9 protein-coding genes are annotated in these 14,052 nt (G+C 68.8%); 1 reads left to right on the top strand and 8 read right to left on the bottom strand.

Annotated elements, in window-relative coordinates:
- The first annotated feature begins 209 nt into the window (after positions 1–209).
- Positions 210–1,091 (top strand): hypothetical protein, encoded by an 882-nt coding sequence (locus E1263_RS18715; RefSeq protein ID WP_132169056.1) that lies wholly within the window; start codon positions 210–212, stop codon positions 1,089–1,091.
- Here the strand turns inward: E1263_RS18715 and E1263_RS18710 are convergent, their stop codons facing one another.
- The 8 genes from E1263_RS18710 to uvrA form a co-directional block, all read right to left on the bottom strand.
- A complete protein-coding gene (locus tag E1263_RS18710) occupies positions 1,092–1,358 on the bottom strand; it encodes a hypothetical protein (protein ID WP_132169054.1) in 267 nt (88 codons plus the stop codon).
- A complete protein-coding gene (locus E1263_RS18705) occupies positions 1,358–1,885 on the bottom strand; it encodes a hypothetical protein (protein ID WP_132169052.1) in 528 nt (175 codons plus the stop codon). The genes E1263_RS18710 and E1263_RS18705 overlap by 1 nt, the downstream gene beginning before the upstream one ends.
- Complete coding sequence (locus E1263_RS18700; protein ID WP_132169050.1) at positions 1,879–9,087, bottom strand: toxin glutamine deamidase domain-containing protein; 7,209 nt, start codon at positions 9,085–9,087, stop codon at positions 1,879–1,881. Before E1263_RS18700 ends, E1263_RS18705 begins: the two co-directional genes overlap by 7 nt.
- A gap of 80 nt (positions 9,088–9,167) precedes the next feature.
- Positions 9,168–9,443: a hypothetical protein gene (locus E1263_RS18695; protein ID WP_132169048.1), complete on the bottom strand. Its 276-nt coding sequence runs from the start codon at positions 9,441–9,443 to the stop codon at positions 9,168–9,170.
- Positions 9,440–9,805 carry a DUF6507 family protein gene (locus E1263_RS18690; protein ID WP_132169046.1) on the bottom strand — a complete coding sequence of 122 codons (366 nt, stop codon included), beginning with the start codon at positions 9,803–9,805 and terminating at the stop codon, positions 9,440–9,442. The genes E1263_RS18695 and E1263_RS18690 overlap by 4 nt, the downstream gene beginning before the upstream one ends.
- 99 nt (positions 9,806–9,904) lie before the next feature.
- Positions 9,905–10,210: a pore-forming ESAT-6 family protein gene (locus E1263_RS18685; protein WP_132169044.1), complete on the bottom strand. Its 306-nt coding sequence runs from the start codon at positions 10,208–10,210 to the stop codon at positions 9,905–9,907.
- Positions 10,211–10,224: 14 nt separating this feature from the next.
- On the bottom strand, positions 10,225–10,563 hold the full coding sequence (locus E1263_RS18680) for a hypothetical protein (protein WP_238161317.1): 339 nt from the start codon (positions 10,561–10,563) through the stop codon (positions 10,225–10,227).
- Between the two features lie 259 nt (positions 10,564–10,822).
- Positions 10,823–13,933: an excinuclease ABC subunit UvrA gene (uvrA, locus tag E1263_RS18675; RefSeq protein WP_132169042.1), complete on the bottom strand. Its 3,111-nt coding sequence runs from the start codon at positions 13,931–13,933 to the stop codon at positions 10,823–10,825.
- Positions 13,934–14,052: the final 119 nt, after the last annotated feature.

The following is a 14,052-nucleotide window of genomic DNA, read 5'->3' as shown; positions in this document are numbered from 1 at the left end:
CGCCGCCACCTCCGCCGAGACTCGGCGCTGGCTCGATGACGCGCTGCTGCTGTACCCCGGGTGGAGGTGTACGCCGCGCCGGGCGGTGCACGATCCGGCTTGCCACTAAGGTATTCCTCCGCTGGGCGTGCCGCGCAGATGCGCGGGGGGACTACTTACTTCTTACCGACGGACGTGCGAGACACTGTAGTGGTGGGTGAGGTCAACCAATGACAGGACCGGACGATTCCGACATCGTCGACATCATCGCGGAGCTCGCGCCGATCTGGCTGCCGGGCTGTGTTGTCGACCCCGCCGAACGTACCGTCGAGGTCGGCTGGGGCCGTGGTTCCCTGCAGATGTCCGCTGTCGTGAGCGTCGGCGAGATCGTCGATCGTTGCCTACAGCTACCACGCGCCCGCTGGGCCGAGCAGATCGAGGCCTGGCTGCGCGCCGTCGTCGCGGAGGGTGAGCTCGCGACCGACGAACACCGCTTCGGTGATGTCGCGGAACGCCAGCGGGCATTACTGGTCCAGCGCGGCTGGTCGGCGCGGACGGCCGGGCCTGTCGCCGATGCGCTGATCCCCTTCGGCGACCACTTCGAGGTGGTCGTGTTCATCCGCACCGGGTCGGAGCTGCGGCGACTGACCGTCGTACGGCGATCAATGCTCGGGCTCGGGGATCCCGACGTACCGTCGCCGGTGCAGCTGAGCCTGCAGGAAATCGCGGACATCGAACCTCTCGAGCAGAACGGGATCTCGGTGCTGCGCCGCGACGGTGACCCGCTGGTGTCGATGGCGGTCGTCGACCGGGACAACTTGTTGCCACAAGCATCCATCGGCGCCGGCGTGCTGATCGGCGTGCCGCGGCTCAGCACGATCGCGTACTGCCCCGCTGACGCTGGGCAAGCTCGCGCTGACGCCCTGGCCGCCTGGGTGGCCGACAGCTACCGCGGCGCGGCCGACCAGTGCTCACCAGACTTGTTCTGGCTGCAAGGCGACCTCATGGTGCAGGTCCCTGTGACCCTGGCCACTCCCCCGGCCGCCGTGCTCCCCGCAGCGCTCAAGCCCCAGCCACGGCGGACATGGCTCCGCCACCTGTTCGGGCGGTAGCTACTTCGTCGGCGAAGGGTTGACCGGGCCGGTCGTCACACCGTTGGTGGGCTGCTGGGTTTCCTTGGCCTGCGCGGACTTGAAGTACGCAACGCCGGCGCAACCGGCGCACCCGAGTGCGCCGATCATCACACTGGCCAGCACCTTGCCGGTCTGCTCGTTCAACGTGTTCTTGGCCCGCTCGGCGCCAAATAGCCACGCTTCGCGCAGACGTCGCCGCCGTACGGCAACAGACTCCAGAACCTGCGTCCCATACGCGCCGGACATCAGCCCTCCTGATCCAGAGCGTCGAGCGAGGCCGCATCGATCGGCAAGGCCGCCAGCGTGGCCCGAGCGGCCACCTTCCGAATCGGCACCGAGCCGAAGCCAAGATCCAACTCACCCGGTGCACGAGCGTAACCGCCGCCGCGGGCGAACAGCTCCAGCAACGGCTCGTAGGGATCCAGGAACTGCGGGAACCGCTGCCGCGGTAAGTCGCCCAGCGCCGCCCAACGGACGATCTGCGGGCCGATCTCCGACGGGACCGGGAACAGGTTGCTCGAGGTCTCGTCCAGGTCGAGCTTGGCCAGCAGCGCAGGGTCGACAGAGACGTCCGGACTCACGGCCGCGGCCAGGTCGCTAGCCGGCCAGCCCCGCTCGGCCCCAACGGCTACGGCCCATTGCGCCGTTCGCCGCAGGAACTCGCGAGCCAGCCGGGCGCGAGACCGCTGGTGCGCGAAGGCAGCATCGCGGTCCCACTCCACTGCGAGCAGTCGCTCAACCATCCGCTCCGCGGCGGCCATATCGGTCACCATCCCTTGTGCTCCTTAATAGCCTGCACGATCGCATCCAGATTCGCCTTCGACAAATCGCCCGGCCGGAAGGGTCCCTCGAACGGCGACGTCAGTCCGTACTTCGCCCACAGGTCGAGCAGGTCAGCGTCGTCGCTGCCCTTCAAGGACAACGGTGCCAGCTCATGCGGACCCGGGTTCGCCGGAGCCCGGTACGAGTAGCTCCCGTCCTCGTCCAGCTCCCACATCTTCGGGTCTGCCAGCTTGTACGGAATACCGGCTTCCAGCAGCTTGGCCTCCACATACTCGTGAGCGACCAGCGACCGAACAAAGTTCTCTTCCCGGATTGTGAGCCGGCCCGCCGCAGCCTTCTTCCACAGATCCGCCATCCCTGGCATCGCCTGGAAGTTGCCGTGCCGGACATCGCCCGGACCGATCGCCACGTCGTGCTTGTTCACGAACATGTTCCGCTTCGCCACATCGACCAGATCCGCGATCTCGGCCAGCTTCGCCGGGTCCTCATCGTGCAGGTCCAGCGCCTCGGCGATCTTCGGCACGTCGTCGGTCCGCTCCCGGATCGCGCGGTACCCGTCGTCCAGGTCGTCGTCGAATTCGACGAATTCACCCTTCTCCGGCGTTCGTACGGGGTAGCCGGCGTTGGCCCCGGTCGCCTCCCGAATGATCTGACCCGGCCCAGGCCCAGGCTCATGCCCGCCTGGCTGACCGCCGTACGACGGCTGGTCCCCATGCTGCGGTTGACCGCCGTACGGGTTGTGACCGTCCGGGTGACCACCGTGCGGCTGGCCGCCGTACGGGTTGTCCGGCGTGTGCCGCGACTGCGGACCGAAGTCCGGCTGCCGCGGGTCGTAACCAGGCTGGTGTCCCGGCTGGTTGTACGGGTTCGGCTGCTGCCGTGGGTCGTAGCCGGGCTGCTGGTTCCGCGGGTCATACCCAGGGTGCGGCCCAGGCTGGCTGTACGGATCCGGCTGCCGCGGGTCGTGACCCGGCTGCTGGTTCCGCGGGTCGTAGCCAGGCTGCTGGCCCGGCTGGTTGTAGCGCGGGTCATACCCAGGCTGCTGCCCGGGCTGGTTGTAGCGCGGGTCATACCCAGGCTGCTGGTTCCGCGGGTCGTAACCGGGCTGGTGCCCCGGCTGCTGAGTGCGCGGGTCATACCCGGGCTGCTGCTGCCGTGGGTCATAGCCCGGCTGCTGGTTCCGCGGGTCGTAACCGGGCTGGTGCCCCGGCTGCTGAGTGCGCGGGTCATACCCGGGCTGCTGCTGCCGTGGGTCATAGCCCGGCTGCTGGTTACGCGGGTCGTAGTTCGGGTGCTGGCCCGGCTGGTTGTACGGGTCCGGCTGCCGCGGGTCGTGCCCAGCCTGGTTGTGCGGGCCAGGCTGGCGCGGGTCATACCCAGGCTGCGGCTGCCGGGGGTCATAGCCCGGCTGCTGGTTGCGTGGGTCGTAGCCCTGCGGATTGCGCGGGTCGTAGCCCTGCGGGTGCTGGTCCGGATGGTGTCCTGTCGGGCCAAAGCCCTGCGACGGGCCGTAGTCCGGTACCGGGTGGCCCTGCGGCGGGCCGTAGTCGGGTGTCGGGTGCTGCGGCTGGCCGCTCGGGTTGTACGGCTGCTGCTGGTGCGGCTGACCGTCCGGGCCGTACGACTGGTGCGGCTGGTTGCCGGTCGGGCCGTACTGGTTGCCCGGGTGCTGCGGCGGGCCGTAGTCCGGCACCGGGTGCCCTTGCGGCGGGCCGTAGTCGGGTGTCGGGTGCTGCTGGTGGAGACCCGGGTTGGGCGGTGCCTGGCGGGCTGCCTGGTCTGCCCAGTACGAGTTCGGCGTGGTCTGGGGGCGCTCCACGACGATCGGCTCGGGCGTGTGACCCGGCGGCAGGTCGACCGGACCGCCGTGGTCACGGACGTGCACATGCCAGACCCCGGTCTCCGGGTCGAGTTCAAGCTTCGTCGGATAGAACGGCGTGTGCGGTCCGTGCATGATCTCGTCGATACCGACTGCGGGATCACGCATGAACGACAGGTCCTTGCCGTGCTTCGTATCGATGTGCAGCACGACCCGACCGGCGTCGTACTGGCCACCGCTGAAGTCGTCTGCGCCGTTCTGCTTCTTGGCCGAGTGCGTGAACGCAGGCTCCGTCGCGGTCCGCCCCGGCAGGTACCGGTTCAGGAACCGCTCCAGGTCCTCAGCCGACCGGAAGCTGATGCCCCGGTGGATCTGACCCACGAAGTCCGGCAGCTTCTTCAGCACCGACGCGGCAACCCGAACCACCGGCACCTGCTCAACCGACCGGTCGCCCGCGCGGAAAGCATCGTTGATGTCCTGGTGGTCGTGCCCGACCAGCATCCGCTCCAGCGAAGTGATCTCCGCTGGAGAGAGGTCGTCGAACTGGTCACCCAGCGCCTGCCGACCCCGCTGGCGGATCTCGCCCAGCTTCCCGGGCTCCATCACTCCTTGCGCTCGCACGGCCGCAACATCCGTATCCGAAGCCCGGAACCCAGCCTCGCCCAGCTCAGACCCGCGGAACGGACTCTCCGGCTCCCCCCGGTACGGCGTGCGCGCATCCGGAGCGTGCGCGTCAGGTGCATGCGCATCCGGCGTGCGTGTGTCCGGAGCATGCGTGTCCGGCGTGCGTGTCTGCGGAGCACGACTGTCGGGCGCGTGGGCGTCCGGCGTACGACCAGCAGGTGCGTCGGCACGCGGGGTGTGTCCGTCAGGTGCATGCGTTTCCGGTGCGTGCCGGTCGGGAACGTGCGCGTCCGGTGTCCGCCCACCTGGCACGTGACCATCGGGAGTGTGTCCACCTGGCACGTGCGAGTCAGGTGTCCGCCCACTCGGCGCATGACCGTCCGGCGTCCGACCAGTCGGTACGTCGGCATCCGGCGTACGGCCGTCGGGTGTGTGGGCGTCCGGCGTCCGGCCGCCCGGCGCATGCGTGTCGGGCGTGCGACCGGTCGGCACATCAGCGTCGGGTGCGTGGCCCTCGGGCACGCGTGTCTCCGGGGTGTGCCCGTCGGGGACGTGCGAGTCCGGGGTGCGGTCGCCTGGCACCTGACCGTCCGGCGCGCGGTCGGTCGGCGCATCAGCGTCTGGCGTACGACCGCCCGGCACATCGGTGTCCGGCGTACGACCGTCCGGCACATGCGGCTCGGGCGTGCGACCGGTCGGTGCATCACCATCGGGCGTACGGCCGCCCGGCGCATCGGTGTCCGGCGTACGACCATCCGGCGCGTGCGACTCCGGCGTACGGGTGGGGTCGGCGGCGTGGCGACCTGTGGAGGGTTGGTCCAGGCCCGCTAGGCGGTCGGCGATGGAGGGTTGGCGTGGGGGCTCGAAGCCGGGGGCGTTCGGGTTTGCGCCGTGGGTTGCCGGGGCCACGTTGGGGATTTGGGCGGCTTCGGCGTCGGTCCTGCGGAACGTGTCGCCGCGGATGTGCGACATCTGCGACGCCGGCGGCATGTGCGACGGGCGCGGCGTGCCTTCCCAGCGACCACCCGGCTCGCGGATGGCGAACTGGATCGAGGTGATGTCACCGTTGTACGGGTTCTGCGGGTGCTGGCCGGTGTGCCCGGGCGGGTACGCGTCCTTGATCATCCCGCCGGTCGGCTGCGCGTCGAGGAACTTGACGTTGCCCGCCTCGTCCACGAACGCGTTCAGGACGTGCCCACCACCGGGGATGCCCGCCATCTGCGACTTCCAGGTCACGAACACATTCGCGTGCGTACCCGGCGTCCGGCCGGCGAGCGCGTCATGCAGCCGCTGGTAGGCGGCGTTGGTGAACTCCTCCGCCGGGCGCGACGGATCGGCCCGCATCTGGTTCTCGGCCGGGAAGTTCTCCAGGTCCATCCACTCGAGCGTGCCTTCGGGGTCCTCGCCGTTCGCCATCTTCCGGCCCGCGGCCAGATCCGGCGTACCGCCGTTGAGAACATCCGCAGTCCGGCGCGACACGTCGGCACAGTTCATCTGGTACTGCGGGCTGCGCTGGTGATCCGGGTTGATCCTGCCGACCCAGTTCTCGGGGTTGCGGTGCGGCGGGTCGCCGACAGCGTCGCGCAGGTCGTTGCGACGGGGGTCCAGCGGATCCGGGCGGACGAACGCCTCCGGATCGACCTCCGTGCGTGGCTTGCCCGGCGCCGGCTGCATGTAGTCCGGCTTCATCGCGTCGATCTCGCGCTGACGGTTGAGCGGGTTGTCCCAGTGCGGATCGTTCGCCGGGTTCGGATGCGTCGGCGTGTGGCTCCCACCAGGCGTATGCACCACGCCAGGCGTTGGCGTCACGTCCGGGCTGTGCGTGCCATCCGGCGTACGGGTCCCGTCGGGAGCGCGGGTGCCATCGGGCGAATGCGTTCCATCCGGTGCGCGCGTGCCATCCGGTGCATGGGTGCCGTCGGGAGTGCGGGTGCCGTCCGGGGTGTGCGTTCCGTCCGGCGTACGCGTTCCGTCCGGCGTCCGGGTGCCGTCTGGGGTACGGGTTCCGTCCGGAGTGTGTGTGCCATCCGGCGCACGAGTGCCGTCCGGGGTCCGCGTCCCATCCGGGCTGCGGGTTCCATCGGGAGTGCGCGTGCCATCCGGCGTACGGCTGCCATCCGGGGTGCGGGAGCCGGTGGGCTCGACGCCGTCCAGGCGTTCGCCGATGGTGGGTTCCTTGCCGTCCAGGCGGTCGCCGATCGACTGGCGGGGCGTCGGGCGGACAGGGCCGTCGGGTTCGAGGCGCTGGCCGATCGTGGGCTCGTCGCCGTCCAGACGCTCCCGGATCGACTGCTTCGGGGCGTTCGCCTGGTCCGGCGTACGACGCGGTGCGCCCGGCTGGTCGTAGTCGCCTCGCGTCCGCGGAGTGTCCGCGTCCGGCGTGCGCGGGGCGTCCGGTGTGCGGGGTGCATCTGGGGTACGGCGTGCATCCGGAGCGCGGGGCGCATCTGGGGAATTCGGGGTGTGCGGCGTGCCCGTGTTCGGGGCAGCGTTGTGAGCGGGCGTGCCGGGGTGCATCGGCATCGGCGCGACTGCGGGGTCGGTTGCCCGCGCAGCAGGCGCGTCCGGTGCGTGCGTTGCCGGCGGCACGTTCGTGTCGGGCACATGCGTGTTCGCAGGCGACGACGGCGTGTGCGTGGAGCTCGGCGTCGTCGTACCCGGGGTGTGGGTCGTGCCGGGCGTTGTCGTGCCAGGGGTATGCGTCGTATTCGGGGTTGTCGTGCCCGGCGTGTGCGTTGTCGTCCCTGGCGTATGTGTCGCGGCCGGCGTGTGGGTCGGCGCGGGGTCGAGCGAGTCGAGCTTCGGCGTGGTCTGCGGCGAGGGAGTGTTCGTAGGGCTCGGAGTGTGCGTCGCACCCGGCGTCGTCGAACCCGGGGTGTGGGTCGGACTCGGCGTGTTCGTCGGACTCGGCGTGTTCGTCGGACTCGGCGTGTTCGTCGGACTCGGGGTGTTCGTCGGACTCGGCGTGTTCGTGGTGCCCGGCGTGGTCGACGTACCGGGCGTGTTCGTCGTGCCCGGAGTGTGGGTCGAGCTCGGAGTACCCGGCGTATTCGCCGTACCAGGCGTGGTCGACGTGCCCGGGGTGTTCGTGGTGCCAGGGCTGGTCGTCGAGCCGGGGGTAGTCGAGCCAGGGGTAGTCGTACCCGGCGTCGTCGTACCAGGCGTGGTCGTCGAGCCAGGCGTAGTCGTTGGGGATTGCGGCGCGCCCGGGTCCGTATGCGAAGACGGCGTGGTGACCGGGTCAGCGTGGGCCGCAGGCGCAGACGGGGTTGCGTCTGCATGCGCGGCCGGCGCGTGCGTCACCGGGTCAGCGTGCGAGACCGGCGTCGACGGGCTGTCCACAGTCGGGGTGTGGACCGAAGGCGTGTCGACCGTCGGCGTGTGCACGGACGGCGCATCCACCGTCGGAGCGTGGACCGACGGCGAATCGACGGACGGGGTGTGGCTGGAGACGTTCGGGGTGTCGACCGACGGGACGTCGATCTTCGGGACGCCCTGCATCTTGAAGGTGTCGCCGACGATCGGGATCTTCGACAGGCCGCTGACCACGTCGCCGACCTTCGGGATCTTCGTCACCGCGGCGAGCGCGCCGTCGTGCAGCGCCATCCGGCCGAGCTGCAGCTTCTCCGCCATCCCGGCGACCTTCGTCACCGCCATGCTCGCGGCACCGAACTTGCCGGCCATCGCGGCCGTCTTGATCCCGCCGGCCGTCCCGCCGGTGGCCACGGTCGCGACCACGTTGGTGAGCGCCATACCGAACGCCTTGGCCGGGTTCTTCGCCCACTCGTCCCAGGCGACGAAACCCTTGAGCATGCCTTCACCCATGGTGAGGCCGGTCTCGCCCCACTCCTTGACCCAGTCGGGCCGGGTGTCCTGACCGGTGAGCTTGTCGAAGCCCCACCACGCGAGTTGGTAGGGCGCGGTGACTATCTGCCCGACCATCGTGCCGAGCCCGATCCAGGCGTTCTTTGCATCGTCCCAGGTCGGAACGTCGTACCCGAAGGTGTCCTTCATGAAGCCGTTGAAGCCCGGGATCATCCCCAGCAGCGGCAGCACCGGGATCAGCGTGAGGATGCCCTCGATGGTCTCACCGAGCACCGTCGCGACACCGACGACGAAGTCGACCGGAGCCATCAGGATGTCCTGCCACATCGGCCGGTCGCGCTCTTCCGGCGTGCCCCAGGCCGGGTCCGGCGGGTCACCGTCCTGCTTCTTCGGCTCGGGGGCCTTCTCGCCTTCCCGTACGCCGGTCTTGGAGTCCCAGGGCTTTCCGCCGTGCAGGCGGACGATCTCGTTGGCCGCGGTGAAGCAGAGGTTCGGCAGTTCCTCGTTGATGATCCGGGAGACGTCGGCAACCATCCGGTTGTTGTCGTCGATCATGTCCTGGTCGTTCTGCCACTCGGGATTGCCGTCCTTGCGGCGGTGCCAGGTGTACGCCTCGTTGCGGATGTTCTTCAGCGTGCCGAGCTTGCCGCGGACCTCGTTGGCCAGGTGCTCCAGGTGGGTCGACATCTTCGGCAGGCTGGGGCCGAACTCGGTGAGGTTCTTCTGCACCTTGCGCGTCGAGTTGACCAGCAGCTCGCGCTCGGGCGCGTGGTAGACGTCGTTCAGCCGCTGGAACGTGTTGTGGACGTTGTTACCGACGTCGGTGAAGCCTTGCCCGAGCGGACCCAGCCCGAACACGTTGCGGTCGAGCGCGGAGACCACCTTGTCCAGTTCCGCGATCGGGATGCCTTCGGGCTTGATCATGTCAGCTCAGTCCTCGCACACACGTGGGTCGACGATCTACTTCAGGTACGGCGTTCAGTGCCAAGGCACCGCGGTCACGACTACTGCCGGGCCGCTTCCATCGCCTGCGGCAGGCTCTGCTCGCTCGGGGCGAACGACGTGATGCCGCGGTCTGTCAGCAAGAAGATCCGGTTGGCGAAGCCCGGCGGCACGAAGACCAAGAACTCCTCAGCCTGGTACGCCGGCCATCCCGCGAGCTCTTCGACGGATGTCGCCAGCTCGGGGTTCCCGGCCTCGGCGGTCAGCCAGTCGGCCAGTCGCACGCGACCGGCCTGGGCGACGTCGTCCGGCGCCGGTGTTGCTTCCTGCTCGCTCATACGGCGCGGTTCCTTCCGTGCGCTCCGACGCCCGGCACAACCGGCATCTCGCCGCGGCCGGCCGCGCGCTGCGCGTTCAGAGCCATCTCGTTCTGGCCTTCCATGTACGCCTTGACGGCGTTCTGGGCGCCCATCAGCGACGCGCTCATCTGCTTGGCCGCAGCCTCGATGGTCGGCGCCCAGTGCTGCGCGTACTCACCGATCGCAGCCGCGACGACCATGAAGGAGCTGTAGTTCAGGCCCTCCGAAACGGTCTGCAGCTTGGTGCCGTAGTCCTTGGCCAGCCCGTCGAACGGCGTCGCCGCGGCACCGGTGTCGGTGAGGACCTTGCTCACGCCCTCGACATTGATATCCCAGTCCACTCAGTCACTCCTCAGGTCTGCCGGAGACCCGCCCGGCCGACGACAGGCCCGGACACCGTGGGGTCGAGGTGTCCAGGGCCAGGGATGCGATGCGGGCGGTCAGCCGCCGATGCCGTCGACCGCGGACGACGCCTTCTTCAGGGTCGCGGCGGCGGTCGTGTCGTTCTGCGCCATCGTGTCCTTGAGCGTCTTGATGATCGCGAGCGTCTGGTCGGCCGCCTTGTTGAAGCGGTCCTCGACGCCACGGTAGTTCTCGGTCACACCGCTGGCCGACGCGTCCGACAGCGCGGCCGTGACGTTCTGCTTGTGGGTAGCGATCAGGCCGGAGATCTGACCGGCGAGGCTGTTGATCGTCGACTGGACCTCGCCCGAAGCGCCGGTGTCGTAGCTGTTGCGGTTTGCCATCGTCAGTTCCTCTCTCAGCGCTTACCGAATTTGGCGGCAGTGAAGTCCGCGGACCCCTGCGCCTTCTTCGCCTGGTCGGCCATCTCGCTGTCACCGCCGCGGAAGGCGGTGTCCATCCCGGACTGGCCCTGGTTGATCGCGGCGAGTCCCGCGTTCAGGTCGCCCGCGATGCCGTCGACCTGGGCCTTGAACCCGTCGAACATCTGCTTGCCGGCACCGTTCATCTTGCCTTCCAGCGGCTGAGCGGCAGCGACCAGCTGCTTCACCAGGCCACCGAGGTCCTGGGTACCGCTCGAGGTCTTCTTCGCCAACTGGCTCAGGGTGTCCTGGCCCATGTCCCAACGTCCGGTCACGGTTTCTCCTCCGAGGTAATTGGTTGCGCCGCGAGCGCAACCATAGTCGGAGCTATGGGTCACTCCGGCACCGGTGACTACCGCCTGCTCCGACGGCGAACCGGGTCATTCGGTTCCGCCCCACCAGCGGTCCGGAGTTCGTCGGTGAACCGTCGGCCGGCATGACTGTTGGTGAAGGCAACTATCCCCGTCCCCTCGGACGGCACGACCACGACGCCGACGCGTCCTCCCGCCCGGAATCAGGCGGGAGGTCGCGGTGTCAGCCTGCTACGCGTTTGCGGGCCGGAGCCTTCTTCGCGGCCGCCTTCTTGGCAGTCGTTTTCGTCGCCGTGGCCGTGACCGTGGCTTTGGCCGCGGTCGCCTTCTTGGCCGGTGCCTTCTTCGCTGGTGCTGTCTTGGCCGGTGCAGGCTTAGTGGCGGGTGCCTTGGTTGCCGCAGCCTTCGCGGGCGCCTTCTTCGCGGCTGTCTTCTTGGCCGGGAGCGCCTTGGCTTCGGACGCGAGCAGCTTGGCGCTCGGCTTGGCCGCGCGCCCCGCCAGGATCTCGCGGAGGAACTCACCCGTGTACGACGCCGGGTTCGCCGCGATGTCCTCCGGTGTCCCCTCCCCCACCAGCGTGCCGCCGCGGCGGCCGCCGTCCGGACCGAGGTCGATGATCCAGTCGGCGGTCTTGATCACGTCGAGGTTGTGCTCGATGACGAGCACCGAGTTGCCCTTGTCGACCAGCCCGCCCAGCACACCGAGCAGCTTGCGGATGTCCTCGAAGTGCAGACCCGTCGTCGGCTCGTCCAGCACGTACACCGTGCGGCCGGTCGAGCGGCGCTGCAGCTCGGAGGCCAGCTTGACCCGCTGCGCCTCACCACCGGACAGAGTCGGCGCCGGCTGCCCGAGCCGGACATACCCCAGGCCCACCTCGACCAGCGTGGTCAGGTGCCGGGAGATCGCCGGGATCGCGGCGAAGAACTCCGCGGCCTCCTCGATCGGCATGTCCAGCACGTCGGCAACCGTCTTGCCCTTGTAGTGCACCTCGAGCGTCTCGCGGTTGTACCGCGCGCCGTGGCAGACCTCGCACGGAACGTAGACGTCCGGCAGGAAGTTCATCTCGATCTTCAGCGTGCCGTCACCGGAGCACGCCTCGCAGCGGCCGCCCTTGACGTTGAACGAGAACCGGCCCTGCAGATACCCGCGGACCTTCGCCTCCGGCGTCTCCGCGAACAGCTTGCGGACATGGTCCCAAACACCCGTGTACGTCGCCGGGTTCGACCGCGGGGTCCGCCCGATCGGTGACTGGTCGACGTGGATGACCTTGTCGACCTGGTCCATCCCGGAGATCTTCGTGTGCCGCCCGGGAACCGTCCGAGCGCCATAGATCTGGCGGGCCAGCGAGGTATAGAGGATGTCGTTGACCAGCGTCGACTTACCCGAACCCGAGACACCGGTGACCGCGACGAACACCCCGAGCGGGATGGTCACGTCGATGTCCTGCAGGTTGTTCTGCCGAGCGCCGTACACCGTGAGCTCGCGGCCCTCGGTCAGCGGCCGGCGCACCGCCGGGATCGGGATCTCACGGCGGCCGGAGAGGTACGCACCGGTGATGGAATCCGGGTGGTTGCGCAGTTCTTCGACGGTGCCGGAGACGACGACCTGACCGCCGTGCTCCCCCGCGCCAGGGCCGATGTCGACCACCCAGTCGGCGTGGTCGATGGTGTCCTCGTCGTGCTCGACGACGATCAGTGTGTTGCCCAGGTCCTTGAGCCGGACCAGGGTGTCGATCAGCCGCCGGTTGTCGCGCTGGTGCAGACCGATCGACGGCTCGTCGAGCACATACAGCACGCCGACGAGGCCGGAACCGATCTGGGTCGCGAGCCGGATCCGCTGCGCCTCACCACCGGACAGCGAACCCGCCGGCCGGCTCAGCGCCAGATAGTCCAGACCGACGTCGAGCAGGAACCGCAGCCGCTCGCCGATCTCCTTCACGACCCGCTCGGCGATCTGCTTCTCGCGCGGCGACAGCTCCATCCCGCGCAGGAAGTCGTGCACCTCGTCGATCGACATCTGGCTGATCTCGGCAATGTTCTTGCCGCCGAGGGTGACCGCGAGCGAGATCGGCTTCAGCCGCGCGCCGTTGCAGGCCAGGCACGGGACCTCGCGCATGTACTCCTCGAAGCGATCCCGGCTCGTGTCGCTGGACGCCTCGGCGTGCCGGCGCTCGACGTACGGGATGACGCCTTCGAAGGTCGTGTAGTACGACCGCTCGCGACCGTACCGGTTCTGGTAGGAGACGTGCACCTGCTTGTCGTGCCCGGTCAGCAGCGACTTCTTCGCCTTGGCCGGCAGCTCGGCGAACGGTGTGGTGGTCTTGATCTTCAGGTCCTTGGCCAGCGCTCCGAGCAACCGCTCGAAGTACTGCGAGACGTTCGCGCCGGACCACGGCTGGATGGCGCCCTCCTCGAGCGACTTCTCCGGGTCGGGGACCAGGAGCTCCGGGTCCACCTCCATCCGGGTGCCGAGACCCGAGCAGACCGGACACGCGCCGTACGGCGAGTTGAACGAGAACGACCGCGGTTCCAGCTCGTCGATCGCGAGCGGGTGGTCGTTGGGGCAGGCGAGCTTCTCGGAGAACCGGCGCTCGCGGCCCGGGTCTTTCTCGTCCAGATCGACGAAGTCGAGCAGGAGCAGGCCGCTGGCCAGATTCAGCGCGGTCTCGACCGAGTCGGTCAGGCGCTGCTTGGCCGAGCCCTTCACCGCGAGCCGGTCGACGACCACCTCGATGGTGTGTTTCTTCTGCTTGTCGAGCTTCGGCGGCTCGGTGAGCTGGATGATCTCGCCGTCGACGCGGGCCCGGGAGAAGCCCTGGCCGCTCAGCTGACGGAAGAGATCGAGATACTCCCCCTTGCGGCCGCGGACGACCGGGGCCAGCACCTGGAAGCGAATGCCTTCATCCAGCTCCAGCACGCGGTCGACGATCTGCTGCGGGGTCTGCCGCGCGATCGCCTCGCCACACTCCGGGCAGTGCGGGCGCCCGGCGCGGGCGAACAGGAGCCGGAGGTAGTCGTAGACCTCGGTGATCGTGCCGACCGTCGAGCGCGGGTTGCGCGAGGTCGACTTCTGATCGATCGAGACCGCTGGGGACAGCCCCTCGATGAAGTCCACATCGGGTTTGTCCATCTGGCCGAGGAACTGCCGGGCATAGGCCGACAGCGACTCGACGTACCGCCGCTGGCCCTCGGCGAAGATCGTGTCGAAGGCCAGGCTGGACTTGCCCGAGCCGGACAGCCCGGTGAAGACGATCATCGCGTCCCGGGGCAGGTCGACCGAGACGTCCTTCAGGTTGTGCTCACGTGCTCCGCGCACGATCAAACGGTCAGACACAAGCTCACTCACAGACGTTCTCGGGGGTTGACCGGGGCATGCCCCGTGATGCTATCGAGGCCCACCGACAAAAACTTCCAAGCTGCCGAGCGGAGCAACCGTTTCGAAAGTATATTCGA

This window comes from Kribbella antibiotica (assembly GCF_004349055.1).
GTDB classification, from domain to species: domain Bacteria; phylum Actinomycetota; class Actinomycetes; order Propionibacteriales; family Kribbellaceae; genus Kribbella; species Kribbella antibiotica.
This window is presented reverse-complemented; position numbering and strand designations above follow the sequence as displayed.